At 68.2% G+C, this 23,751-nt stretch carries 22 protein-coding genes; 12 read left to right on the top strand and 10 right to left on the bottom strand.

Translation table 11 applies throughout. The features are described 5' to 3' along the window. Positions 1–166: 166 nt before the first annotated feature. Both ACWEOI_RS04000 and ACWEOI_RS03995 read left to right on the top strand, forming a co-directional pair. Positions 167–1,780 carry a GMC oxidoreductase gene (locus ACWEOI_RS04000; protein ID WP_452358881.1) on the top strand — a complete coding sequence of 538 codons (1,614 nt, stop codon included), beginning with the start codon at positions 167–169 and terminating at the stop codon, positions 1,778–1,780. Between the two features lie 182 nt (positions 1,781–1,962). After that, positions 1,963–2,763: an ion transporter gene (locus ACWEOI_RS03995; protein ID WP_433669938.1), complete on the top strand. Its 801-nt coding sequence runs from the start codon at positions 1,963–1,965 to the stop codon at positions 2,761–2,763. Between the two features lie 4 nt (positions 2,764–2,767). Here ACWEOI_RS03995 and ACWEOI_RS03990 read toward each other — a convergent pair whose 3' ends face one another. The 3 genes from ACWEOI_RS03990 to ACWEOI_RS03980 all read right to left on the bottom strand — a co-directional run bounded on the left by ACWEOI_RS03990 (position 2,768) and on the right by ACWEOI_RS03980 (position 5,422). After that, positions 2,768–3,976: a low temperature requirement protein A gene (locus ACWEOI_RS03990; protein WP_433669940.1), complete on the bottom strand. Its 1,209-nt coding sequence runs from the start codon at positions 3,974–3,976 to the stop codon at positions 2,768–2,770. A gap of 83 nt (positions 3,977–4,059) precedes the next feature. Further along, a complete protein-coding gene (locus ACWEOI_RS03985; protein ID WP_433669942.1) occupies positions 4,060–4,650 on the bottom strand; it encodes an SRPBCC family protein in 591 nt (196 codons plus the stop codon). Between the two features lie 193 nt (positions 4,651–4,843). Continuing rightward, positions 4,844–5,422, bottom strand: a complete 579-nt coding sequence (locus ACWEOI_RS03980) for a TetR/AcrR family transcriptional regulator (protein ID WP_452358880.1) — start codon at positions 5,420–5,422, stop codon at positions 4,844–4,846. Positions 5,423–5,494: 72 nt separating this feature from the next. Here ACWEOI_RS03980 and ACWEOI_RS03975 point away from each other — a divergent pair, with 72 nt between their 5' ends. The 3 genes from ACWEOI_RS03975 (at position 5,495) to ACWEOI_RS03965 (ending at position 8,493) form a co-directional block, all read left to right on the top strand. After that, positions 5,495–6,079 carry a dihydrofolate reductase family protein gene (locus tag ACWEOI_RS03975; protein ID WP_433669946.1) on the top strand — a complete coding sequence of 195 codons (585 nt, stop codon included), beginning with the start codon at positions 5,495–5,497 and terminating at the stop codon, positions 6,077–6,079. 112 nt (positions 6,080–6,191) lie between these two features. Further along, positions 6,192–7,457 carry an aspartate kinase gene (locus tag ACWEOI_RS03970; RefSeq protein WP_357275449.1) on the top strand — a complete coding sequence of 422 codons (1,266 nt, stop codon included), beginning with the start codon at positions 6,192–6,194 and terminating at the stop codon, positions 7,455–7,457. Positions 7,458–7,461: 4 nt separating this feature from the next. Next, positions 7,462–8,493: an aspartate-semialdehyde dehydrogenase gene (locus ACWEOI_RS03965; protein ID WP_387300785.1), complete on the top strand. Its 1,032-nt coding sequence runs from the start codon at positions 7,462–7,464 to the stop codon at positions 8,491–8,493. A gap of 71 nt (positions 8,494–8,564) precedes the next feature. Here the strand turns inward: ACWEOI_RS03965 and ACWEOI_RS03960 are convergent, their stop codons facing one another. Further along, complete coding sequence (locus ACWEOI_RS03960; RefSeq protein ID WP_379103533.1) at positions 8,565–8,765, bottom strand: hypothetical protein; 201 nt, start codon at positions 8,763–8,765, stop codon at positions 8,565–8,567. 455 nt (positions 8,766–9,220) lie between these two features. Between ACWEOI_RS03960 and ACWEOI_RS03955 the strand changes: the two genes are divergently transcribed. Further along, on the top strand, positions 9,221–10,471 hold the full coding sequence (locus ACWEOI_RS03955) for a helix-turn-helix domain-containing protein (protein WP_452358879.1): 1,251 nt from the start codon (positions 9,221–9,223) through the stop codon (positions 10,469–10,471). A 15-nt stretch (positions 10,472–10,486) separates the two neighbouring features. On the opposite strand, the gene ACWEOI_RS03950 is transcribed toward ACWEOI_RS03955, so the two are convergent. After that, entirely contained in the window at positions 10,487–11,839 is a 1,353-nt protein-coding gene (locus ACWEOI_RS03950) for a serine hydrolase domain-containing protein (RefSeq protein ID WP_452358878.1), read from the bottom strand. 319 nt (positions 11,840–12,158) lie between these two features. On the opposite strand from ACWEOI_RS03950, the gene ACWEOI_RS03945 reads away from it, so the two are divergent. The 3 genes from ACWEOI_RS03945 to ACWEOI_RS03935 all read left to right on the top strand — a co-directional run bounded on the left by ACWEOI_RS03945 (position 12,159) and on the right by ACWEOI_RS03935 (position 16,011). Beyond that, a complete protein-coding gene (locus tag ACWEOI_RS03945; RefSeq protein ID WP_452358877.1) occupies positions 12,159–13,421 on the top strand; it encodes an AAA family ATPase in 1,263 nt (420 codons plus the stop codon). Positions 13,422–13,438: 17 nt separating this feature from the next. Continuing rightward, on the top strand, positions 13,439–14,482 hold the full coding sequence (locus ACWEOI_RS03940) for a tetratricopeptide repeat protein (RefSeq protein ID WP_452358876.1): 1,044 nt from the start codon (positions 13,439–13,441) through the stop codon (positions 14,480–14,482). Between the two features lie 74 nt (positions 14,483–14,556). Then, complete coding sequence (locus ACWEOI_RS03935; protein ID WP_452358875.1) at positions 14,557–16,011, top strand: catalase; 1,455 nt, start codon at positions 14,557–14,559, stop codon at positions 16,009–16,011. Positions 16,012–16,056: 45 nt separating this feature from the next. Here the strand turns inward: ACWEOI_RS03935 and ACWEOI_RS03930 are convergent, their stop codons facing one another. Further along, positions 16,057–16,659, bottom strand: coding sequence for a TetR/AcrR family transcriptional regulator (locus ACWEOI_RS03930; protein ID WP_452358874.1), 603 nt, complete (start codon positions 16,657–16,659; stop codon positions 16,057–16,059). A 101-nt stretch (positions 16,660–16,760) separates the two neighbouring features. Here ACWEOI_RS03930 and ACWEOI_RS03925 point away from each other — a divergent pair, with 101 nt between their 5' ends. After that, positions 16,761–17,486 (top strand): SDR family oxidoreductase, encoded by a 726-nt coding sequence (locus ACWEOI_RS03925; protein WP_433669958.1) that lies wholly within the window; start codon positions 16,761–16,763, stop codon positions 17,484–17,486. 18 nt (positions 17,487–17,504) lie between these two features. Here the strand turns inward: ACWEOI_RS03925 and ACWEOI_RS03920 are convergent, their stop codons facing one another. Beyond that, the gene (locus tag ACWEOI_RS03920) at positions 17,505–18,245 is read right to left on the bottom strand and encodes a TetR/AcrR family transcriptional regulator C-terminal domain-containing protein (protein ID WP_433669960.1); all 741 of its coding nucleotides are present in this window, start codon (positions 18,243–18,245) and stop codon (positions 17,505–17,507) included. Positions 18,246–18,402: 157 nt separating this feature from the next. Between ACWEOI_RS03920 and ACWEOI_RS03915 the strand changes: the two genes are divergently transcribed. Next, positions 18,403–19,944: an MFS transporter gene (locus tag ACWEOI_RS03915; RefSeq protein ID WP_452358873.1), complete on the top strand. Its 1,542-nt coding sequence runs from the start codon at positions 18,403–18,405 to the stop codon at positions 19,942–19,944. A gap of 67 nt (positions 19,945–20,011) precedes the next feature. Here ACWEOI_RS03915 and ACWEOI_RS03910 read toward each other — a convergent pair whose 3' ends face one another. From ACWEOI_RS03910 to ACWEOI_RS03900, 3 genes are all read right to left on the bottom strand, one after another. Next, the gene (locus tag ACWEOI_RS03910; RefSeq protein WP_433669963.1) at positions 20,012–20,203 is read right to left on the bottom strand and encodes a hypothetical protein; all 192 of its coding nucleotides are present in this window, start codon (positions 20,201–20,203) and stop codon (positions 20,012–20,014) included. Positions 20,204–20,266: 63 nt separating this feature from the next. After that, on the bottom strand, positions 20,267–21,292 hold the full coding sequence (locus tag ACWEOI_RS03905) for a phosphotransferase (RefSeq protein WP_433669964.1): 1,026 nt from the start codon (positions 21,290–21,292) through the stop codon (positions 20,267–20,269). A gap of 2 nt (positions 21,293–21,294) precedes the next feature. Beyond that, the gene (locus tag ACWEOI_RS03900) at positions 21,295–22,410 is read right to left on the bottom strand and encodes a hypothetical protein (protein ID WP_452358872.1); all 1,116 of its coding nucleotides are present in this window, start codon (positions 22,408–22,410) and stop codon (positions 21,295–21,297) included. A 127-nt stretch (positions 22,411–22,537) separates the two neighbouring features. Here ACWEOI_RS03900 and ACWEOI_RS03895 point away from each other — a divergent pair, with 127 nt between their 5' ends. Continuing rightward, positions 22,538–23,146, top strand: coding sequence for a TetR/AcrR family transcriptional regulator C-terminal ligand-binding domain-containing protein (locus tag ACWEOI_RS03895; RefSeq protein ID WP_433669968.1), 609 nt, complete (start codon positions 22,538–22,540; stop codon positions 23,144–23,146). Positions 23,147–23,751 lie beyond the last annotated feature (605 nt).

Raw genomic sequence — 23,751 nt, 5'->3', positions numbered from 1 at the left:
CTGATTTCGGCGTCGCCCACGGGATCGGGGGCTTGTGCCGCGGCACAGCCGTCTCGAATGTCCGGTTAGTGATCTCTCACGAAGGTGTTGAGGCGATGGCGACCGGCCGGTAATCTCGCGCGCGGTCACGCGTGATGAGGGAGGTGACCGGTTGCGTAGGCGCACCATGTTGAAGGCTGCCGGGTGGGCGGCTGTGCTGGCGGGCGTAGGAACGGGTGCCGCTACGCGCGGCGCCGGGTCCGCGTCGGCCAATCCGTTGTGGAACGCGCTGTTCGAGGCGTGGGTCCCGGAAATCTTTGCGCCACTGCCGGATCCGCCCGAACACACCGAGGCCATCGTCATCGGCTCCGGTTTCGGCGCCGCGGTGACCGCGCTGCGACTGGCCGAGGCCGGTATCCAGAACACCGTCCTGGAACGTGGTTCCCGCTGGCCCAACGACCCGTGGCGGGAGATCTTCACCGGCGACGAACTGCCCGACGGTCGCGGCTTCTGGCATCGCACCAGCTTCACCGGCGTCACCAAGGTGCCGGTGCCGTGCGCGTCCTTCGGCGGCGTCCTGGACGTCACCGAGTACCCCGGCATCGACGTGTGGCGCGCCTCCGCGGTGGGCGGCGGCTCGATCGTGTTCACCGGCGCCATGGTCGCGCCGCCGAAGCACCTGTTCGACCACGTCTTCGGCGGCGTGGTGAACTTCGACGAACTGGACTCGGTGTACTACCCCCGGGTCCGGCAGATGCTGCGGCTGTCCCCGATGCCGCAGGACGTCTACGACTCCGGGCCGTTCGCGCACTCGCGGGTGTGGGACCAGCAGGTGCGGGCCGCTGGGTACACGCCGGAGGCCAACGACTCGATCTTCAACTGGGACGTGGTGCGCGCCGAGCTGGCGGGCAACAGCCGCGCCTCGGCCACCGCGGCGCGCAGCAATCTCGGCAACTCCAACGGCGCGAAGTTCGACCTCAACCAGAACTACCTGCGCTACGCCGAGGGCACCGGCCGCACCGGCATCTTCCCGGGCCACCGGGTCGACACCATCGGCCAGGACGCCAACGGCAAATACGTTGTCACCGTGAGCAAGCTGGCCCCGACCGGTCAGGTGCTGCGCACCCGCACCCTCACCTGCGACAAGCTGTTCCTTGGCGCGGGCTCGGTCGGCACCTCCGAACTGCTGGTGCGTGCCCAGGCCACCGGCGCCCTGCGCAACCTCAACGAGCACGTCGGCGACGGCTGGGGCACCAACGGCGACGTGGTGCTGGCCCGCAGCTTCAGCTACCCGTCCATGAACGGCGGCGGCGTCCCCAGCGCCAGCCGCATCTTCGACGACGCGGGCATGCCGCTGCACCTCGAGAACTGGTACGTGCCGGGCATTCCCATGGACACCGGCGCCATCGCCTCGCTGGGCATCGTGCTGGACCCGACCCGCGCCCGCTTCGGCTACGACGGCGGCCGCAATGCCGTCGGACTGGCCTGGCCGCGCGCGGCGCAGGATCGGATCGTGGACGCGTGCCGCGCGGTGGATCACAAGGTGGGACAGGCCAGCGGCGCGATGGTGGACTACACCGCCATCGGATTCGACGCGCAGGGCTTCTTCACCGCGCATCCGCTGGGCGGTGCGGTGCTCGGCCGCGCGACCGACGGCTACGGGCGGGTCGTCGGCCACCCCGGCCTGTACGTCATGGACGGCGCGGCCATCCCGGGCAGCACCGCCACGGTGAACCCGTCGCTCACCATCACCGCGATCGCCGAACGCAATATCGAGGCGATCATCCGCGCCGGAAAGTAGCCGGGCGGAAGGCATTTCGCCGTTGTCCACAGTTCCCCAGGGCGCTGTGGACAAATTTGCGACGCGGAATGCTGTGATAGGGAAAGACCGGTCGGCGGGAAATCTGCTGTGCGGAACACCGCCTCACCGAGGGTTTGCGCCGACTACGCTGGCGGCGACCGTTCGAGGAGGAAGGGGACGTCGTGACCGAGCTCGGCGCAGCGGAGGCCGATGAGTTTCCGCACAAGCCCCCGGCCCTGTGGAGCGATTTCCTCATGCTCGCCCTCGCGGTGGTGTCCGTCGTGCTGGTCGCCTGGATCACCTTCTTCCCGGTGTCCGACCACACCTACCGGACGATCCGGATCGCCGACTACAGCATCTGCGCGGTCTTCGCCGCCGAATTCCTGTGGCGCTGGCGGCGCGAGGGCTGGAGCTGGACGTTCCCGTTCATCTACTGGTACGAGGTCCTCGGCATGATTCCGGTGACCAGCCCGTTCTTCCGCGGGTTCCGGCTGCTGCGGATCGTGGTGATCGTGGTGCGGCTGGGCCGGGTGGCCGACCGCGCCTTCGGCGACCGGATCACCGCGGCGGTGGTGAACCGCTCGATCGGGGCCATCGTCGAGGCCATCGAACGGCCGCTCACGATCCGGGTGCTCGACGAGGTCGGCGAGGTGATGCGCGCCGGGCACTACACCCGCAATATCGCGAATGCGCTGGAGGAGAACCGCTCCGAGATCGATCAGATGATCGTCGAGGTGATCCGGAGCGATCCGCAGCTGGGGAAGGTGCGCTACATCCCGTTCCACGAGGACATGATCCGGGGCATCGCGGACGCCAGCTTCCGGGTCATCTTCCAGGTGCTGGCCGATCCGCGCACCGACGAACTGGTCGCGGACGCGCTGCGGGAGAACATCAATCAGCTCCGCGACGCCGTGCACGCGGGCACCCGGGTGCCGGAGGCGATCAACCACCGGATCACCCCGGTCCCCGGCGCGCCCGTATGACCGCTCAGTGCGTCCCGTGCCGGATGAGATCGCGCGGCTGGGCGTAGCGCACCACCTCGAACACGATCAGCGCCAGCAGCACCGCGCACAGGATGCCCAGCGCCGCCAGCGCGGGCAGCGCCGAGGCGAGCGGGATCAGCGCCACCAGGATCACGGCGGCCACCAGTCGCGGCACCAGCACCGTGCCGGTCGCGTAGTGCCGGAACCCGACCAGCGCCAGCAGATAGGCCGCCACACCGCCGTACAGCGCGAACAGCGGGATCCCGTGCAGCTGGTCGTTGAGCGAATGCCCTTGCGCCCCACCCACGTAGTTGAGCACCTTCTTCAAACCCAGTGCCATGGCCACGATTCCGGCGATCATCGGGAAGTGCCAGAAGGTGTAGCAGTTGCGGGCGATCTGGATGCGGCGCTCGCCGCCGGCCTGGTGCATGGCGCGTTCCACCACCAGCGCGGCCACGTCGAAGTAGGCCCACCACAGCAGCCCGGCCACGCCGAGCCCCAGCATCGAGCCGACCGTGATGGACCACGAGATGGGCAGTCCGGCCACGCCGACGCCGATGGACACGATGGACTCGCCCAGCGCGATGATGACGATCAGCCCGTACCGCTCGGCGAAGTGCGAGGCCGAGTAGAGCCGCCATTCGTTGCCCGCGAAGAACGTCCAGCCCATCTCCCACACCAGGGCGGCCAGCCACAGACCGAGCTGGGCGGCGCCGGAGGTGAGCGCGCCCGTGACCAGCAGCACGCTGGCCACGCTGAGTGATCCTGCAGCCCAGCGGATCACCTGCCGCCGCAATTGGGCGTCGTGGGTGCTGGCCATCCAGAACACGGTCAGATGGACGAGCCGCACGACCAGGTAGCCGATCACGAAGACCAGCGGCCCGTACCAGCCGCCGGGCAGATCGTGGAAGGCCTCGGGAATGGTGAGCGCGATGATGAACACCGCGCCCATGGCCACGAACATGGCCACCCGGGCGATGCCCTCGTCGGCCTTGATCACATTGCCGAGCCAGGAGTAGCCGATCCAGGCCCACCAGAGCATGGTCAGCATCAGCAGGGCGCGCAGCAGCGTGACACCGGAGGTGTCGTGCGCGGCGAAGTCGGTGACCATGGTGAACGCGAAGACGATCACCAGGTCGAAGAACAGTTCCAGCTGGGTCACCGAGGCGTCCTCGGCGACCGGGGTCATGCGGGTGCGAACCGAACCGGGCATGGCAGACATACTGCCGGTTCGCGCGGGCGAACGGCAGTGTCAGCGGCGAGTGTTCGCCCTCGGCGTTACGGGGTGAGCCGGGGTTACGCGGTGCCGAAGCCGGGCTCGAAGCCGCGGCCGTAGTCCAGACGCTGCGGGTAGCCGGGCTGGGCGTAGCCCTGCTCGTAACCCTCGGCGTAGGGCGCGGGTTCGGCGGCCTCGGCCGGAGCGGCCTCGACCTCGCCGAGGCCCTGCAGGCCGGTGACGGATTCGACGAAGGCGATGAAGTTGCTGATCATCGCCTCGCCCTCGCGGCGCGCGCTGCGCTTGAGGACCATGCCGGGCACCGGGATCGGCAGGTAGAGCTCGGAGTGGTACCAGACTTCGGTTGCGCCGTCCTCGATTTCGGCGAGGTCGAACCAGCTGGTGCCGCCGGCGCCGGCGCTGGACTCGGTGACCCGCCATTCGACGCGGGTCTCGGTGCAGCTGAACTCGACGACCTGCCGGTCCGGCCGGCCCATCAGATTGGCCGAGACGTAGACCCGCTTCGGTCGGCCGAACCGGTCGCGGCTGGCGACCCGGACGTCCTGGTGCGAGGGCGACCAGTCGGGCATCTGCTCGACCATGAGCAACGCGTCCATCACCTGATCGGGATCGAGGTCGATCACGAACCGGTGGTCAGTTTTCGTGCGCATATCTACCCTCCACTCGGGGACCGATTGTGACCAGGGTCGCTGCCAGAGTCAACTGCGCATCCCACCACTTCTGACCGACTGGTCGGTCTGATTGGTCGCAATGTCCCAGCTCCGCGTGGAAATCCGCCACGGCTGTAGATAAACCGGAAATCTTGGGCAAAGCCGGTATTCGGGCGGTGCGAAGTGACGGCGGTCACATGGCCGGAATGGCCCGTTCCACCGCCGCCTCGATCAGCCGCGCGGCCTCCGCGTCGTCGAAGATCTCGGGCAGCGTGAGCCTTTCGACGATCAGCCAGTTCAAGGCCAGGTACAGCAGCAATACGGAGTCGGCATCGCCCGGCAGCCCGGAGTCCAGATGGTTGCGGACATTGAACTCGATGTCGGCCCGCACCCGCTCGGTGAGGATCGCCTGCAACTCCGGGCGGCGGGTGGCCTCCAGGCGCAATTCCAGCAGGGCGAGGTAGCCGGTCCGGAAGCCCGTGATCCGGGCGACGGTCTCGGTCATCAGCTCGGTGATGGTCTGGCGGGTGCGCGGGCCGGTCGCGAGGTGGTCCATCGTCTCGGCGCTGGGTTGCAGCCGTTCGTAGAAGCGGTGTCCCGCCTGCACGAAGAGTTCGTCCCGGTTCGGGAAGTAGTTCGAGGCCGTTCCCGCTGGTACGCCGGCCTCCTTGTCGACCGCGCGGAAGGTCAGTCCGCGGGCGCCGTCGCGGGCCAGGACCTCGATGGCCGCGTCGATCAGGGCATTGCGTCGTTCCGGATTCGTCCGAACCATTGACACCACTCCATCCGTAGTACTATGTTCGTAACCACTACGGACACAGTACTACGAATGAGGCGGTAAAATATGCGAAACCTCGTCTACTACGTGGCGGTCACTCTCGACGGCTTCATCGCAGGTCCGGATAACGAGGTCGACTTCTATCCGGTCGGTGACGACCTGTCGGCCTGGTTCAACGAGCGGGTCCCGGAGGTCGTCCCGACCCACATCCGCGAACACGCCGGCCTGCCGGCCGATACCCCGAACCGGCAGTGGGACACGGTCCTCATGGGTCGCGCCACCTATGAGCCCGCGCTGGCCGCGGGCATCGCCAGCCCCTACGACCACATGAAGCAGTACGTCTTCTCCACGACCCTCGCGCCGGTCGACAACCCGCAGGTGGAAGTGGTCGCGGGCGATCCGGTGGAGCTGGTGCGCCGATTGAAGAAGGAGGAGGGGCTCGACATCTGGCTCTGCGGTGGCGCGAATCTGGCCGGACAACTGATCGATGAGGTCGACCGGCTGATCCTCAAGAGTTACCCGGTGATCGCCGGTGCGGGCATCCCGCTCTTCGCCGGCGGGTTCCATCCCACCCGGTTCGCCGTCACCGAGCGCCGGGAATTCGGCAATGGCACGCAGGTCACCTGGCTGGACCGGGTGCGTTCGGAATAGCTACCGGATGGCTGAACTCGGCCGACGAGAGGTGGGGCGAAATCTCGTGGACCTCGGCCGGTAGTCTTGGGGCTCGGTAGCAGCAGTTTGTCGATCTTGGAGGATTTCCGCCGTGGCTCTCGTCGTCCAGAAATACGGAGGATCCTCGGTCGCCACCGCCGAGCGCATCCGGAGGGTCGCCGAGCGGATCGTCGAGACCAAGAAGCTGGGCCACGATGTGGTCGTGGTGTGCTCGGCCATGGGCGACACCACCGACGAACTCCTGGATCTGGCCCAGCAGGTCGCGCCCGCCGCGCCGGCCCGCGAGATGGACATGCTCCTCACGTCCGGTGAGCGCATCTCCAACGCGTTGGTGGCCATGGCCATCCACTCGCTCGGCGCCGAGGCCCGGTCCTTCACCGGCTCGCAGGCCGGTGTCATCACCACCGGCACGCACGGCAACGCCAAGATCATCGATGTGGCCCCGGGCCGGGTGCAGCAGGCGCTCGGCGAGGGCACCATCGTGCTGGTCGCGGGTTTCCAGGGCGTGTCCCAGGACAGCAAGGACGTGACCACGCTGGGTCGCGGTGGTTCCGACACCACCGCGGTCGCGCTGGCCGCCGCGCTCAATGCCGATGTGTGCGAGATCTACACCGATGTGGACGGCGTCTTCTCCGCTGACCCGCGCATCGTCACCGACGCCCAGAAGCTGGACTCCGTCTCCTACGAGGAGATGCTGGAGATGGCGGCCTGCGGCTCGAAAGTTCTGATGCTGCGTTGCGTCGAGTACGCGCGCCGCTACAACGTGCCCGTCCATGTGCGGTCCTCGTACACGGACAAGACGGGCACCATGATTACCGGATCGATGGAGGACATCCCCTTGGAGCAAGCAATCCTCACGGGCGTCGCGCACGACCGCAGCGAGGCCAAGGTGACCGTGGTCGGCATTCCGGACGAGCCGGGCTACGCCGCCAAGGTGTTCCGCGCGGTCGCCGATGCCGAGATCAATATCGACATGGTGCTGCAGAACATCTCCAAGGTGGAGACGGGTAAGACCGACATCACCTTCACCCTGCCCAAGCTGGAGGGCCCGCGCGCCGTCGAGCTGCTCACCAAGCGGCAGGGCGAGATCGGCTTCTCCCAGGTCGTGTACGACGACCACATCGGCAAGGTGTCGCTGGTCGGCGCGGGCATGAAGTCGCACCCGGGCGTGACCGCCACCTTCTGCGAGTCGCTCGCGGACGCGGGCATCAATATCGACCTGATCTCCACCTCGGAGATCCGGATCTCGGTGCTGGTCAAGGACACCGACCTGGACGAGGCCGTGAAGGTGCTGCACTCGGCGTTCGATCTGGGCGGCGACGAGGTCGCCGTGGTGCACGGCGGAACGGGACGGTAGAGGCATGGGTGTGCGTGTAGGCGTCGTCGGCGCGACCGGTCAGGTCGGCGCGGTCATGCGAAAGCTGCTGGAGGAGCGCAACTTCCCGGCCGACGAGGTGCGCTTCTTCGCGTCCTCGCGCTCGGCGGGCAAGACGCTGCCGTTCCGCGGCAAGGACATCGTGGTCGAGGACACCGAGACTGCGGACCCGACCGGACTGGACATCGCGCTGTTCTCGGCCGGCGCCACCATGTCCCGGGTGCAGGCGCCGCGCTTCGCGGCCGCCGGTGTCACCGTCATCGACAACTCCTCGGCCTGGCGCAAGGATCCCGAGGTGCCGCTGGTGGTCTCCGAGGTGAATCCGGAGGCGACCCGCAACCTGGTCAAGGGCATCATCGCGAACCCGAACTGCACCACCATGGCCGCCATGCCGGTGCTCAAGGTGCTGCACGACGAGGCCGGTCTGCAGCGGCTGATCGTGTCCAGCTACCAGGCGGTCTCGGGCTCCGGCCTGGCCGGTGTGGAGGAGCTGGCATCGCAGGTGCGCGCGGTGATCGGCGACGCCGAGAAGCTGGTGCACGACGGTTCGGCCGTGGACTTCCCGGCGCCGAACAAGTACGTGGCCCCCATCGCCTTCGATGTGATTCCGCTCGCGGGCTCACTGGTGGACGACGGCAGCGGTGAGACCGACGAGGATCAGAAGCTGCGCAACGAGTCCCGCAAGATCCTGGGTCTGCCGGACCTGCTGGTGAGCGGCACCTGCGTGCGCGTTCCGGTGTTCACCGGGCACTCGCTGTCGATCAATGCCGAGTTCGCCCGGCCGATCTCGGTGGAGCGCGCTGAGGAATTGCTGGCCAAGGCGCCCGGCGTGCGGCTGACCGATGTGCCGACGCCGCTGGCCGCCGCCGGCCAGGACGAGTCGCTGGTGGGTCGTATCCGCCAGGATCCGGGTGCGCCCGACGGTCGCGGTCTGGCGCTGTTCATCTCGGGCGACAATCTGCGTAAGGGCGCAGCGCTGAACACCATTCAGATCGCGGAAGTTCTTTTGAACAACTGATCAGTTTCTCTGATCGGAACTAACCGTTACGGACCGTGCACACAAAGTGCGCGGTCCGTTTTCGGATATGATCAATCGGCCCAGAGTTCCGCGCACGGTAGTGGCGCGAGCCGATCGATGGGCATGCCGTCGATGATGACTTCAATGCGATGTGGTCTCAAATGCGCTGCGAGACGTTCCGCAATTGCTCGCTCGGCGCGGTAATCCAAGATCATTCCGCCGGGAAACCGCAGGCGCACATGGACTTCATCGGTTTTGGGGGCGGCCGTCATCGGGCGGGCGCCCGGTGAGTGACTGGTTGACCTTTCGCCGCGCGAGAGTTCCGGTTACCCTCGCGTTCGAGGCGAGCGGTGATCGATTGCACCGTCGCCCCGTCGGCAGCGGAGGAATACTTGGTGGCCGCTAGGGCGCACGCCGCGAACCACATTGCCGCGCCGCCGATTCCGGCTCCGAGTAGGAAGAAGAGAAGTTCGCCGGGCATGACCACCTCTTGTCGTCCGTTTGGTGCGACGGGTCCTCTTCAAACGTTAAACACAGAAAAATTGCGGTGCAATAAGAAAAATCCATGTTCCATACTGTGCGCCGTAAGCTCGCCCGGTCTGGAATCCTTGTCGGCAGATCCCCCCTTGGAAGGAATGGGCGGAAGGAGAAGGGCATGGTAGACATCGGCGAAACAAGCGGGCGGTGACGGCCGGGAAAGCCGATCAGGCAGAAGGAGTTTGACCCGGTGGCCGAAAGTACCCTTGGGGCACGGGTAGCGGAGTTGCGCCGGCGGCGGGGACTATCGCAGAAAGAGCTGGGCGCGGCGATTCGGCGCTCGGAAAGCTGGGTGTCGCAGGTCGAGCGAGACGTCCTGCCTGTTGAGCGACTGTCCGTTCTGCAAAGACTGGCGGACGTGCTCGGCGTGGCGGTACGCGATCTGCGTCCCGAAGCGGCCGAACCGGTGGCCGCCGACCGCGGTGACGGGCATCGGCCCGGCTCGGCGGTCTTCGAGCAGCTGCGGCTGATGCTCACCGGACATCCCGCACTGGACCAGCTCCTGGGCGACGCGGCCGACCGCGTTCCCGAGCCGAACGCAGCGGACGCGAAACTCCCCGAGCTGCAACAGCGCGTGGACCTGGCCTGGCAGCTGGCCCACGAATCCCGCTTGGTCGAGGTGGGCGGCAGCCTGCTGGAACTGATCCCGGACCTGGAACACGCCGCGCGGGCGAACACCCCGCGGCGGCCGGAAGTGCTGACCCAGCTCTCGCGCGCCTATCAGGTGGCCGCGACCGCGTTCACCCGTCAGGAGGAGGTCGACGCGGCGTGGGTCGCGGCCGATCGCGCCCTGTCCGCGGCCGAGGAATCCGGCGACGCGCTCAGCGTCGTGGCCGGAACCTATCGCATGGCACAGGCCTTCCTGCGCCTGCAACGACTGGAACAGGCCGAACGGGCGGCACGGGTGTCGGTGGCGGCGCTGGCCGCCCGCGCGGCGGCCGACCACCCGCAGCCGGAAGTGCTGTCGCTCTACGGATCTCTGCAGCTCATGCTGGCGGTGATCGCGGCGACGGACGGGAATCGCACCGCGGCCCGGGCCGGGTTGGCGGCGGCGCGCACGGCCGCCGATCGACTGGGCGAGGGCCGCAACGACTTCGACACCGAGTTCGGTCCGACCGGGGTCGCCGTGCACGCGGTGGCCGTGGCCGTCGAACTGGGTGACGCCGGCGAGGCGCTCGACACCGCGCGCACCGTCGACGCGTCGATCCTGTCGCCGGAACGGCAGGCCCGCTTCCTGGTCGACGTGGCTCGCGCGCACGCGCAGCGGCGGCAGGCGGCGGAAGCGTTGGAGGCGTTGCTCAATGCCGAGCGACTAACGCCCGAACTGGTCCACACCGATCATCGCGCCCGCGAGGTGGTGCGCGATCTGCTGCAGTTCGCCGGCCGCCGACCGGCCGACGAATTACGGGAGCTGGCGGGCCGGGCCGCGGTCACGCCCTAGGCGCTGTCGCCGGAGTCAGCGCACACCCGGGGTGCGCGGGTCGGGGCCGACGCACGCCAGCAGCAGGCAGCCCGGGGGCGCGTCACTGAACGGCGGGGCGAGCGGAAGGTTCAAGCAGGACAACACGGTACAGCCGGGATAGGCGTCCGCGCCGACGCCGAAGACCGCCAGCGCGATATCGGTGTCGAAGTAGGCGCGGTAGTCCACCCGCAGCGGCGTCTCCACGTATGGGCCCGGATCCGGCATCGGATGGTCGCGGAACCCGGACAGCAGGCGGCGGAAGAACTCGTGCGACGGCTCGTCGCCGTATTGCAGGAGGCCACCGGGGCCTTGACCGCTGTGCACGCCGAACGCGCCGGTCCACACCACCATCAGGTCCAGATCGGGCACCACGAAGACGTTCTGCAGGCCGAGGCCGGACATGGAATACGTGTCGGCGGGCAGGAATTCGGGATTCTCCGCGCAGCCCGGGCCGAGCCAGAACAGGTAGCCGTAGCAGCGGTTGGTGCCCGACGGCGTGACGGCCCGATCCAGGTAGGTCTGGGAGACGACGGCGCGGCCGTTCCAGCGGCCGTGCGCGGCGACCAGCATGCCCAGCCGCGCCAGATCGGCGGGCGGGATGAACAGGTGCGCGTACCCGTAGGTGTGGCCGGAACGGTCCCGCGCCCAGTAGTAGTCGCCGCGCTCGATGCCCAAGGGGCCGAACAGTTCCCGCTGCGCGAAGTCCTGGAGCGGTTCGCCGGTGGCCAGTTCGATCACATACGACAGCAGGTCCACATTGCGCTGGCTGTATTGGAAGGCGCTGCCCGGCGCGGTGTCGAAGGGCACGCCCAGGGCCTGGATCGCGCTGAACGGGTCGATGGGGACGACACCGGTGATGCCCTCGGTGGCCGCGCCGACCCGCAGGCCCGAGGTCTCCTGGAGCAGGTTCTCCACGGTGATGGCGCGGTGCCCGGCATCGCCGATGTCCGGCGGGAGATAGCTGTCCAGGGTCGCGTCGATGTCGAGTTTCCCGCGGTCCCAGGCGATTCCGGCGAGCAGCGAGACGACGCTCTTGGTGACGCTCCAGACGTTCCACGGGACGGTGTCGGTCTCGGCGTTCGAGGGGCCGGTGCCGATCAGGCAGTTGTGCCGAAAGACCTGGACGTTCAAGCGGTTTCGGGTGGCCGCGAAAGCGAGGGCGTCGGCCAGCGGCCCGGGGTCGACCCCGGTGTCCTCGGGTGCGGCGCGCACGAAGTCGCGCCCCGTGGGTTGTGCGCAGTACGCCGGATCGGTGGCCGCTGTCGCGGTTCCTCCGCCGAGGATCACGCTGCCCGCCATCACTACCGTCGCCAACGCCCCGGCCATCCCCCTGCGCATGCGCCGCATGGAGTTCAGGCTAACCCGGAAAGTAGAAGCCGACGCCCAACAAGCGCCTCTCGGCGAGTGGTCGCTCGTAGCGACGAAGGGTGCGGCCCGGGGCTGTTCCGACGCCGGCAGAGTGGATCAACGAGGCTCCGCACCGATCTATTCCAGCTGCGGCACTGTGATCTGGGCGATGCCTCACAACGCCTATGGAGAGTCCGGGTTCAAAACCACGGGATGGCACGCCGGCATGATCCGGGTGACGTCTGTGCGGTGGTGACCGGTGTCACCCGGAGCGTTTAGCATTCGGCGAAGAACAATCTGTACTTCTCTTGGGGGAGCTGTGACCGACGATCCGGTGATCGCCAATCTGCTGACCGTGCTCGACGCCAATCCCGAGCTGCTGCCGGTGCGGATCAGCGTGATCGAACTGCTGGCCGCCCGGGGCCGCCACGCGGAGGCGCTGTCGCAGTGCGCCACGGCGCTGGCCCAGGATCCGGTCAACGCGCAGGTGACGGCGCTGCTGCAACGCTGCACCGCGGCGCTGGCGGGCGGCGAGGCCGGTGAATCGGCCGCGGTCGCACCGGTTTCCGCGACCTCGCCCGCGATCGGTTCCGAGGCGGCTGATTCCGGCTACGACTGGGACGCCGCCGAGGAGCAGGTGGGCGACATCATCCAGCCCGCCTTCGTGAACGAGCGGTCCGAACCGTACGCAGAGGGCGATGTCGGCCTGTTCGAGCGCCCCAAGCTGACTCTCGCCGATGTCGGTGGCATGGAGCACGTCAAGCAGCAGCTGGAGTTGTCGCTGCTGGGCCCGGTCCGAAACCCGGAACTGGCCAAGGCCTTCGGCACCAGCGCCCGCGGCGGTCTGCTGCTCTACGGTCCGCCAGGTTGCGGCAAGACGTTCGTGGCGTCGGCGGTGGCCGGTGAGCTGGGCGCGAACTTCTATGCCATCGAGATCGCCGACATCCTGAACTGGTACACCGGCCGCAGCGAGTACAACCTCAAACAGGTCTTCCGCACCGCGCGCCGCAAGGCCCCCTGTGTCCTGTTCTTCGACGAGATCGACGCCCTCGGCCACAAGCGCAGCCACCTCTCCGGCTCCAGTTCCCTGCGCTCCACCGTCAATCAGCTGCTCACCGAGATGGATTCGATGACCAGCGACAACGAGGGCGTCTACATCATCGGCGCCACCAACCACCCCTGGGACGTCGACGTCGCCCTGCGCCGCCCCGGCCGCTTCGACCGCATGGTCCTGGTCGCGCTCCCCGACCCGGAGGCCCGGGTCTCGATCCTGCGCCACCACCTGAAGGACCGCCCCGTCGAAGGCATCGACCTCGCCGCCGTCGCCGCCCGCACCGAGAACTACTCCGGCGCCGACCTGGCCCAAATCTGCAAGTCCGCAACCCAACTCGCCATGGCCGACTCCATCCGCACCGGCGCCGTCCGCCCGGTCCGCATGGACGACCTCGCCGCCGCCCTCACCCAAACCCGCCCCAGCACCGGCGCCTGGTTCGAATCCGCCCGCAACGTGGTCGAATTCGCCAACAACGACGGCAGTTACGACGAACTGGCCGCCTACATGCGCGCTCGCGACAACCGCTGATCCCGGATCGCCGATCGATGAGCGAGAAGATCGAGAAGGCCAGGGTGCTGGCGGATCTCGGGCGGTTCGAGGCGGCCCGGGAGATGTTGGGGGAGGTGCTGGCGGGGGATCCGGAGGATCCCGAGGCGTTGGCGGATATGGCCAATCTGGCCTATCGGGCGGGGGAGTACGAGCGGGCGCTGGAGTTCGCGGGGACCGCCATGCGGGTGGTGCCGGACGAGCCGTTCGTGTGGCGGGTGCGGGCACTGGCGGAATTGCAGTTGAGCCGGGCCGCGGCCGGCGACGAGGGGGCACAGCGGCGGGTGCGGGCGCTGGCGGCGGCTCGGCGGGCTGTCGAACTCGAGCCGGACGAGGCGGTGAATTTCCGGATACTGGCTGCCACGCAACGGGATACCGATCCGGCGGCGGCGCTCGAGAATCTGGAACTGGCGCTCGAGCTGGAACCGGATGACCCGCACACGCATCTGCTGCGCGGGCTGACCCTGCGGCGGAACGTGCACGGGCCCGATGCGCAGGCGCAGGCGGAGGCCGCGTTCCGGGAGGTGCTGCGGCTGGAGCCGGACCATGCGGAAGCGCTGTACGAGCTCGCGCTGCTCGCCGTGGATCGAGGGGACAACCGGGCGGGCGCGGAGCAATTGCGGCGGGTCGCGCAGTTGGATCCGGCGTACGGCGATGTGGTGCGGGAGCAGCTGGCGTGGCTGGCCGCGCAGGACGAGCTGCGGGCGCGGGCGGTCCGGGAGGCCGCGGCCGGAGGCGCGTCCCGTCGTCCGTCCGGCACCCGGAAAGCCGCTGTCCAGGTGCCGGTTTCGCGGCCGAGGTCCGATGGCAGCCGGTTCGGGCGGTGGGCGGCGGTGGTCGGGGTGCTGCTGGTGATCCGGGTGGTGATCGCCGCGCTGGGTTCGGATCATGACTCCGCGCCGACCACGACCCACTACACGCCGCCGCGCTACAACGCGCCGCCGACGTTCCCGTCCTACCTGCGGCAATACCCGCTCACGGTGCCGCCGATGCCCACCTGGCCCGGCGACTTCCCGACCTATCGGATGCCGCCGCCGCGGTAGCCCCGGACTGTATACACCTTTGTTTACGCCCGCTTTTCTTGACTAGTTCCAGAAAACCGAGCACGCTCGGCGACATGACCAAGGCGACCACCACCAACTCCGGCGCCCCGGTGCCCAGCGACAACGAATCGCTCACCGCGGGCGCCCAGGGCCCGATCCTGCTGCACGATCACTACCTGATCGAGAAGCTCGCGCACTTCAACCGGGAACGCGTCCCGGAGCGCGTGGTGCACGCCAAGGGCGCGGGCGCGTTCGGCGAACTGGTGGTCACCGGCGACGTCAGCCGCTACACCAAGGCCGCGCTGTTCCAGCCGGGCACCCGCACCGAATCGCTGGTGCGGTTCTCCACCGTCGCCGGTGAGCAGGGCAGCCCCGACACCTGGCGCGACCCGCGCGGTTTCGCGGTGAAGTTCTACACCACCGAGGGCAACTACGACATCGTCGGCAACAACACCCCGGTCTTCTTCATCAAGGACCCGATCAAGTTCCCCGACTTCATCCACTCGCAGAAGCGCCTGCCCGGCTCCGGCCTGCGCGACGCGACCATGCAGTGGGACTTCTGGACCCTGCGCCCGGAGACCGCCCACCAGGTCACCTGGCTCATGGGCGACCGCGGCATCCCCGCCACCCTGCGCCACATGGACGGCTTCGGATCGCACACCTACCAGTGGATCAACGAAGCGGGCGAACGCTTCTGGGTGAAGTACCACTTCAAGACCGACCAGGGCATCAAGACCCTCACCCAGGCCGAGGCCGACGAACTCGCCGGCAAGGACGCCGACTACCACCGGCGCGACCTGTACGAGGCCATCGAGCGCGGCGACCACCCGAGCTGGACGCTGAAGGTCCAGATCATGCCGGTCGCCGAGGCTGAGAACTACCGCTTCAACCCGTTCGACCTGACCAAGGTCTGGTCGCAGCAGGACTACCCGCTCATCGAGGTCGGCCGCTGGACCCTGAACCGCAACCCCGCGAACTACTTCGTGGACATCGAGCAGGCCGCCTTCGCGCCCTCGAACGTGGTGTCCGGCATCGCCTTCTCGCCCGACAAGATGCTGCTGGGCCGCGTCTTCGCCTACGCCGACGCGCACCGCTACCGGATCGGCGCCAACCACGCGCAGCTGCCGCCGAACCGCGCCAAGGCCGCCCCGGTGAACTCCTACTCGCAGGACGGCGCCATGCGCTCCGGCCACAACGCGCCGACCGTTCCGGTATACGCGCCCAACTCCTTCGGCGGCGCGCACGCCGACCCGGCCCGCGCCATCGACGACGGCGCGTGGGCGTTCGACTCGACCATGATCCGCGCCGGGTACGTCACCCACCGCGAGGACAACGACTTCGCGCAGGCGGGCACCCTGGTGCGTGAGGTCATGGACGACGCCCAGCGGGATCGACTGGTGAGCAATGTGGCCGGGCACATCCTGGGCGGGGTGCGCGAGCCGATCCTGAGCCGCGTGTTCGACTACTGGAAGAGCGTGGACGCCGACCTCGGCAAGCGCATCGAAGTGGCTGTCCGCGAACAGCTCTGAACTCGAGATCGAAGCCCGCGCCGCAATCTGCGGCGCGGGCTTCTTTCATATGTTCCCGGCCAGAATCGAATCGGTGAGCCGTTCGGCCACGGCGGTATCGAGGGGTGCGTGGCCGAGCAGGAAGCGGTACCAGAACACGCCGTAGAACTGGTCGACCATGAGATCGAGATCGGCGTCATCGGCCAGTTCGCCGCGTTCGCGCCCCCGCTCCAGGACCTCCCGGACGGCCCGACGCCGTTGCGCCGTAAAGGTTTCCAGCAGTTCGGCCAGGTGCGGGTCCTGCGCCGCCTCGCGAACCAGGGTGCGCAGGGCGGGCGCGGTCGAATCACTCTGCGCGCCACGGAAGGTCGAGTCGATGATCGCGAGCAGGTCGGCGCGCACCGTACCGGTGTCGGGCGTCGGCACGTGCAGGGCCGATCGCTCGGTGAGCGCGTCCAGCAGCAGCGCGCCTTTGGACGGCCACCAGCGGTAGACGGTCTGCTTCCCGACTCCGGCCGCCCGCGCGATGGCGTCGATGGTGACGGGCGCGCCCCCGGATTCGCCGAGCAGCCGCAGCGCCGTGTCGAGGATGGCCTGGTGGGTGGCCTCGTTGCGGCGGCGGCCGGTATGAGGTCGCTGCGGATCGGTCTGCGGCCCTGTGGTGTTCATCGATGTCCTCCTGTGGCGCAGCTCACCGTTCTGTCGAGACTAAAAGTCTCGGTTTCGCTGTTGTCGAGACTATCAGTTCCAACAAACTGGAGGTTCCGGCAATGACCACAACACAGCGCGTCGTCATCATGGGCGGCAGTTCCGGCATCGGCGAGGCCACCGCCGCCGTCTTCGCGGCCGCGGGCGCGGAGGTCGTCATCACCGGTCGCGACCGGGGCAAGCTGGACGCGGCCGTGGCTCGCATCGGCGGCGCAACCACCGGTCACGCCGTGGACGCCACCGACCAGGCCGCGGTCGACGCCTTCTTCGCCGGGCTGGGAACCCTTGACCACCTGATTATCTCGGTAAGCGGTTCGGCCGGCAGCGGCCCGTTCGCCGAACTCGGCCTGGATCAGCTGGCCGCCGGTTTCGACGGCAAGTTCTGGCCGCAGGTCCGCATCCTGAAAGCAGCGCTGCCGCACCTGGATTCGCACGGCTCGGTGACCTTGGTGACCGCCGCCTCGGCCCGCTCGGCCTTCCCGGGCACGGCGGGTCTGGCCGCCATCAACGGCGCGCTCAATGCCATGGTCGCGCCGCTGGCGGTCGAGCTCGCCCCGCTGCGGATCAACGCGGTCGCCCCGGGTGTCATCGATACGCCTTGGTGGGACCGGGTTCCCGAGGCGCAGCGCACCGCTCTGTTCGACGGTCTGGTCGCCACCACCCCGGTGGGCCGGGTCGGCCGCCCGGAGGATGTCGCGGCCGCCATTCACCTGCTGGCGGTGAACGGCTTCACCACCGGCGTCGTCCTCGATGTCAACGGGGGGACCGGTCTGGCGACCGGTCGCTGAATCCGCCGTCGCGGCAGGCTATTTCCCGGCCGCGCGGTCGCGGCGCAGTTCCAGGCCGTCCAGGATGAGACTGAGTTCGGAGTCGAAGAAGTCCTCGCGGGTCTGGGCGACGTCGATATCGCCCAGGCTGCGATGTCGCTTGGTGATGTGCGGATATCCCTGCGTCGCCTGCCCCGCCATCACCATCATCTTGGCGAACCACTCCTGTTCGGTCTGTCCGCTGCGCGCGACGGTGGTGACCATGGCGGTCTCGCCGCCGGTGGAGCCGATCACGTAGGACCAGATGGCATTGGAGCCGCGGTCGGCGGCGTAGTCGTCGAACCCGGCCGCCTCGAGCAGGGCGAGCATGCCCTCGGACAGGCGCAGCAGGTTCGGGCCGAGATAGGCGAGTCCGGCGCCGGTCATGGCGATGCTGATCCAGGGGTGTCGCAGAATGGTGGCTCGCAGTTCGCGGCCGACCGCCAGGAGATCGGCGCGCCACCGCTCGGGGGCGAGGGGCGGCATCCGGACCTCGCCGAAGGCCTCGTCGATGACGAGTTCGAGGATCTCGTCCTTGTTGGTGACGTGGGTGTAGAGCGAGGTCGCGCCCGCATTGAGCCGGGTTCCGAGCCGGCGCATGCTGAGCGCGTCGTAGCCCTCGGTATCGAGCAGGGCGAGCGCCTCGGTGACGATCTGTTCCCGGCTCAGTGCGGGCTGATCCTTGCGCTGTCGTTCCGGTCGGGTCCACACCGACGAGAACTCCTGTGCCTTGGCCGCCATGGCTCTTCCTCCTTTGTCTGCCGAACAGCATAACCCCAGCTAGAACGCCGTTCGTGCTGCCGTACACCGTTCCCTCTTGCGAACAGTGTACGGAGACCGTACAGTGTTCGACAACGCCGCACAGTGTGCGGAACCGCTTCTCGAAGGGGACACGACAATGACTGCGAAAGACATGGCCGAGGCGCTGACCGCGCCGGTCGCCCAGCGCGACCCGCGGCGCTGGCTGATCCTGGTGGTGCTCTGCCTGAGCTCCCTGGTGCTGGTGATCGACAATATGGTGCTCACCGTCGCCCTGCCCCAGATCGCCACCGACCTGCACGCCGGCCCGCAGGCGCTGCAGTGGGTGATCGACTCCTACATCCTGGTCTTCGCCGGCCTGCTGCTCACCACGGGCAGCCTCTCCGACCGCTTCGGCCGCCGGCTGGTGATGGTCCTGGGCCTGGTGCTCTTCGGCGCGGCCTCACTGCTGGCCGCCTACGCCACCAGCCCCGAGATGCTGATCGGCGGCCGGGTGATCATGGGTATCGGCGGCGCGCTCATCATGCCGAGCACCCTGTCCATCCTGATCACCGTGTTCGACGAGCAGGAGCGTCCGAAGGCGATCGCCGCCTGGAGCAGTGTCGCCATGATCGGCATGGTCGGCGGCCCGGTGCTGGGCGGCCTCATGCTCGAACACGTGTGGTGGGGCGCGGTCTTCCTGCTGAACGTGCCGATCGCGGCGGTGGCCATCGTGGCGGCCATGACCCTGATGCCGGAGTCCAAGGGCCCGGCCCGCCCGACCGATCTGCCGGGCATGGCGCTGTCCATCGTCGGCACCGTGGCGCTGGTGTGGGGCATCATCGAGTTCCCGACCAAGGGCCTTGCCGGAACCTGGGTTTCGCTGCTCATCGCCGCGCTCTTCCTGGTGGCCTTCCTGATTCGCGAACTGAAGGCCGAGCACCCGATGGTGCCGCTGCAGCTGTTCCGCAACCGCGTCTTCACCGGGTCCAGCTTCTCCCTGGTGCTGGTCACCTTCGCCAATGCCGGTCTGCTCCTGCTGCTGACCCAGTACCTGCAGTTCGTGCTCGGCTACACGCCGATGAAGACCGCGCTGGCCTTCACCCCGCTGGCCTTCGCCGCCCTGGTGGCGCAGGGTGTGGGCGCGGGTCTGGTGCGGAAGCTGGGCGTCCGCCCGCTGACCCTGCTCGGCATGCTGGTGCTGGCCGCCGGTTCGGGCGCCCTGGCCGCGCTCGACACCGACTCGGGCTTCTGGGCCGCGGCCCTGGCCATGGCGCTGGTCGGCGCGGGCGCCGGTCTGGCCATGCCCGCCGCGATCGGCGCGCTGATGGGGGCCATCCCGCCGGAGCAGGCCGGTGTCGGTTCGGCCCTGAACGACACCATCCAGCAGACCGGTGGCGCGCTGGGCGTGGCCGTGCTGGGTGCCATCCTGGCCGGAACCTACACCGACGGAATGCCTTCCGACGCCCCGGCGGCGGCCCGCGACAGCATCGCCGGAGCCTTCGCCACCGGTGACGCGACCCTGCTGAACGCGGCTCGCGACGCCTTCACCCACGCCATGTCGACCACCTTCCTGGCGGGTGGCGCGGCGGTACTGGCCGCCACGGTGATCGCCTTCTTCCTGATGAAGGGCGCGAAGGCGGCAGCGCCGGAAGGACTTCCGGAGGAGGCGGCCGAGCCGGAACTGGCCGAGGCCCGCTAGCCGATACCCGAAAACGATTCCGCCCCCGGCGTCCTGCCGGGGGCGGAGTCGTCTATTTCCCGGTGGCTCAGGCCGACTCGTCCTTGGCCTGCATGCCGAACGAGACCAGCGCCACCAGTACACCGATCGCCCCGAGCACGATGCCGAAGCCGGGCTGCATATTGTCAGCCCAGGCCAGGATGATGAAGTGCATATTGGCCTGCTCCAGGAACAGCGAGCCGAAGCCGAGAATCGCCATCCAGATACCCAGACGCAGCATTAGGGAACCCCCCCGATCGAAATGAAATGTGCCGCGACAGCGTATCGGTGGACGGCGACACTGTCAGTTCAGTAATTGCTCGATGCGGGCGGTGCAGAAGCCGGTGATGTTCATTTCCGGGGGCAGCTGCACGCGATGGGTCATGCGCAGCAGCGGAACCGATAGCAGCGCGGCGGAGAAGATCTCCTGGTATTCGAGATTGCGGACCGGGTTGCCGGTGAGCTTCTCGTAGTAGGCGATGGTCTCCGCGCGGGAGGGCGTGCCCGGCAGGGGAGCGTGGCCCTCGTATTCGCTGCACGCCCAGTCCAGGAACAGCAGCCAGGCGAGATCGGATTCGGGGGCCCCGAGGTGGGCGATCTCCCAGTCGAGCACGCCGCGGACCCGGAAGTCCTGGTCGTAGAGGATGTTCGACATCCGGGCGTCGCCCCAGCACAGCACAGCTTCATCGGGTTCGTAGAGATGCTCGCGCAGGAACGCGATCGCCCGCCGGTACGTTTCGGGCACGTCGCCCTCGCACGCCCAGTGCAGGGCCGCGTCGAGATAGTTCACTCCCTGCTCGATGACCCCGTTCCCGTGCTGCGGGAAGGCGAGGAACTCCAATCCCGAGGCGCGCCAATCGATCCGGCTGACCTCGGCGATGGTGTCCACGCACCCCCACCACATGCGGGCCCGCTGCTCCGGCGTGGCCTCGAAATAGGTTCCGGCGGCGTGATACGACGGATAGTCGCTCGGCGCTCGTCCCTCCAGGCGGTTCATGACGAAGTACGGGCTGCCGAGCGGGTTGTCGTCGCGTTCGAGCCAGGCCACGGTCGGGACCGGGATGCCGGTACCGGCCAGCCGTTTCATGACCAGTACCTGCCGCAGCAGGTCGTAGTCGGGGAACAGCGACATGTCCGGTGGCCGCCGCATCACCAGCGGAACGGTGCCGTACTCGTCGTTGACGTCGAAAAGATAGGTCTCGGTGGCGAATCCGCGTTCGGTGCGGGCGAATCCGCCGACCCTGACCTGGCCGGTGCTCGGAAAGTGCTCACGCACCAGTGGTTCCAGTGCCACGCCGAGGTGCTCGGCGGGAATTCGGGTGGCGCTCACCGTCAGAATCCCTCGTACCCGTACCGCGTATTGCGGCCCATGAACACCATTTCGACCAGCCCGTAGCCGACCTTGCCCTCGGTCTCGACGCGGCAGAAGGTCTCGCTGAGCATGCTGGCCTGCTTCAGGTCGGCGGTGTCGGTGAGGTCGACCGTCAGGCCCTCGCTCCAGTTCTCCCCGCGCCACAGGCCCGAGGCGTACCCGCGGTAGAAGTCGTAGCCGGCTATGCCGGGCCAGAAATCGGAGATCGGGGTGATGGTGAATTCGCGATCGCGGCCGTCGGTGGACCGCACGGTGAAGCTGCCGCCGCTGACGATGCGGAAGTCGTCGCGGAAGGTGAGCGCGTGGTCGGTGGTGGCGATCGGAACGGGCTGCTTGCCCGAGTCCAGCGGCGGCAGCACGATGCCCTCGAAGTGCCAGCGCCGGCCGTCCGCGGTCTCACGCTGCGCGAAATGCACCAGCTCGTCCTCGAACTGGAAGATGCCCATGTAGTAGAGGACGCCGTCGGGGATCTCGGACGGCTGCACGCCGTCGCCCTCGCCGAGGCTGCCGCCGCCACCGCCGTGCCGGGTGCCCCAGGAGTGGTCGCGACCGAACCACCAGGTCTCCGGGTCGATGTCGTAGCGCTTGCCCTCGACCTCGATCCAGCCGGAGATGCGCCCGTTCTGGTAGTAGCGCCGGGCGTCCTCGCGGACCCGGCCGCGGGTGCGGAAGAAGGCGGGCTCCTGCTCGTAGGCCGGGAACTGGCCCTCGAAGTCGAGGTGCAGCCGGACGCCGTGCTCGTTGTCGCCGAGGGTGGCGCGGACCTTGCGCAGGGGTTCCACGATCTCGTACTTGAACGGTCCGACGGTCCAGTCGGCGATGCCGTCGTAGCGGTCGCCGATCTCGCGGGAGAGCCGGACCACGTGGGCGGTCTTGTTGCCGACGGTGACCATGGCGTACGCGTCGAGCACATTGCGGTTGGGGTAGCGCGCCATGCCGGTCATGACGCTGATCTCGCCGGTGGTGTCGAAGCCGTACAGGACGACGCGTTCGGTCCAGCGCAGATCGCTCTGCTGCACGTGGTCGAAGGTGGTGGGGAGCTGGTGGGCGAGTAGTTCGTCCTGGGGCGTCAACATCGACGGCTGCCTCTCGGAGGTGTGGCGTGGGCCACGGTGAATTAGAATACGAGGCGCAGCGTATTCGAATTCCGGCGAGAATGTAACCTGTTCCAGAAGATTGGCCGGCCGACCAGAGGGAGACCACGTGACCGCAGCGACAGGGACCGCCCGCACCGGCCCCGGCCGTCCCCGGGATCCGCAGCTGGACGCCCAGGTGCTGACCGCCACCCAGGAACTGCTGGTGGAGGACGGCTACCAGGCCACCACCATCGCGGCCGTGGCCCGCCGGGCCGGGGTGGTCACCACCTCGATCTACCGCCGCTGGCCGGGGAAGCGGGCGCTGGTGGAGGACGCGATCTTCGCGCTGGACACCGAGAACCATCCGGCCCCCACCGGCGATCTGCGCGCCGACCTATTGGCGTGGACGCGCCTGTTCCTGAACGCGGCCGCGCACCCCGCCGCCCGCTCGGCCATTCCCGGCCTGCTGTCGGAGTATCACGACGATCGGGAGAGCTACCGCCGCCTGCTCGACGGCGGCGAGCGCCCCACGATTCAAGCGCTGGGCGATCTGCTGACGGCGGCCGCCGAGTCCGGCCAGGCGGCCCGCACCTGCGACACCGAGGCGGTCTTCGAATTCCTCCGGGGTGCGACCCTGATGCGCGCACTCACCCACGGCACCGAGGATGCCGACCACTTCAGCCGCCGGATCGCCGACGCCCTCTACGCGGTCGCGCAAACTCCCCGGTCAGAGTAGACCCCACCAGTAGATCAGGCAGGCCAGAGCCAGTACGACCAAGGTTTCCATCGTCCATCCCAATCTGCTTGGCGCTCTTGCCTTCCATGATGCCGTCTCTCGAGTCACGAAGGCCACATTCGCGGATAACAAGATCATTCGGCCCCTGTCCACCCGGCGAGTGCGCGGTGGTTCGTGGCGCGTCTCGTTCTGGACTGAGTGGAGCGGGGGAGCGAAGCGGAGGAGCGGAGGGAGGGAAGAACGAGACCTCCAGCGCCACGAACCCGCCCGGAGCGAAGCGGAGGGCAGACAAAACAGAGAACCCGCGTGTCCGTCACCCCTCGTGGACGGACTCGCGGGTTCTGCGCCTGCCTGCCACCCCCTTCGCGGCAGGCCGGATACCCAGCGAGACGCCAGTCGATCGGTGTGCTGTGGGCGGCCCGTCACCCCTCGTGGACGGGCCGGCCCCAGCATTCCCGCCCCAGGAAAGGTGGCTCGGTGGGTCCGCCGGTGCGTTCCGGCGTTGGACACAACGATGCCCAGCCGTGCTTGGCACGGCCTTAACAAGATCTTGTAACAGTGAAAAGTCCTGCTAATCCCCCTTTTTCGGGGAGCTATCCGTTCCG

The sequence above is a fragment of the Nocardia sp. NPDC004340 genome (assembly GCF_053602575.1).
The sequence above is the reverse complement of the archived record's forward strand: the minus strand, read 5'-3'. Positions and strand labels throughout refer to the sequence as shown.

What these genes read in the sequence shown, in the direction of transcription:
- ACWEOI_RS04000 (WP_452358881.1), top strand. Translation starts at nt 167, where the DNA reads ATGTTGAAGGCTGCCGGGTGGGCGGCTGTGCTGGCGGGCGTAGGAACG.
- ACWEOI_RS03990 (WP_433669940.1), bottom strand. Translation starts at nt 3,976, where the DNA reads ATGCCCGGTTCGGTTCGCACCCGCATGACCCCGGTCGCCGAGGACGCC.
- ACWEOI_RS03985 (WP_433669942.1), bottom strand. Translation starts at nt 4,650, where the DNA reads ATGCGCACGAAAACTGACCACCGGTTCGTGATCGACCTCGATCCCGAT.
- ACWEOI_RS03980 (WP_452358880.1), bottom strand. Translation starts at nt 5,422, where the DNA reads ATGGTTCGGACGAATCCGGAACGACGCAATGCCCTGATCGACGCGGCC.
- ACWEOI_RS03975 (WP_433669946.1), top strand. Translation starts at nt 5,495, where the DNA reads ATGCGAAACCTCGTCTACTACGTGGCGGTCACTCTCGACGGCTTCATC.
- ACWEOI_RS03965 (WP_387300785.1), top strand. Translation starts at nt 7,462, where the DNA reads ATGGGTGTGCGTGTAGGCGTCGTCGGCGCGACCGGTCAGGTCGGCGCG.
- ACWEOI_RS03960 (WP_379103533.1), bottom strand. Translation starts at nt 8,765, where the DNA reads ATGACGGCCGCCCCCAAAACCGATGAAGTCCATGTGCGCCTGCGGTTT.
- ACWEOI_RS03950 (WP_452358878.1), bottom strand. Translation starts at nt 11,839, where the DNA reads ATGCGGCGCATGCGCAGGGGGATGGCCGGGGCGTTGGCGACGGTAGTG.
- ACWEOI_RS03940 (WP_452358876.1), top strand. Translation starts at nt 13,439, where the DNA reads ATGAGCGAGAAGATCGAGAAGGCCAGGGTGCTGGCGGATCTCGGGCGG.
- ACWEOI_RS03935 (WP_452358875.1), top strand. Translation starts at nt 14,557, where the DNA reads ATGACCAAGGCGACCACCACCAACTCCGGCGCCCCGGTGCCCAGCGAC.
- ACWEOI_RS03930 (WP_452358874.1), bottom strand. Translation starts at nt 16,659, where the DNA reads ATGAACACCACAGGGCCGCAGACCGATCCGCAGCGACCTCATACCGGC.
- ACWEOI_RS03925 (WP_433669958.1), top strand. Translation starts at nt 16,761, where the DNA reads ATGACCACAACACAGCGCGTCGTCATCATGGGCGGCAGTTCCGGCATC.
- ACWEOI_RS03920 (WP_433669960.1), bottom strand. Translation starts at nt 18,245, where the DNA reads ATGGCGGCCAAGGCACAGGAGTTCTCGTCGGTGTGGACCCGACCGGAA.
- ACWEOI_RS03915 (WP_452358873.1), top strand. Translation starts at nt 18,403, where the DNA reads ATGACTGCGAAAGACATGGCCGAGGCGCTGACCGCGCCGGTCGCCCAG.
- ACWEOI_RS03910 (WP_433669963.1), bottom strand. Translation starts at nt 20,203, where the DNA reads ATGCTGCGTCTGGGTATCTGGATGGCGATTCTCGGCTTCGGCTCGCTG.
- ACWEOI_RS03900 (WP_452358872.1), bottom strand. Translation starts at nt 22,410, where the DNA reads ATGTTGACGCCCCAGGACGAACTACTCGCCCACCAGCTCCCCACCACC.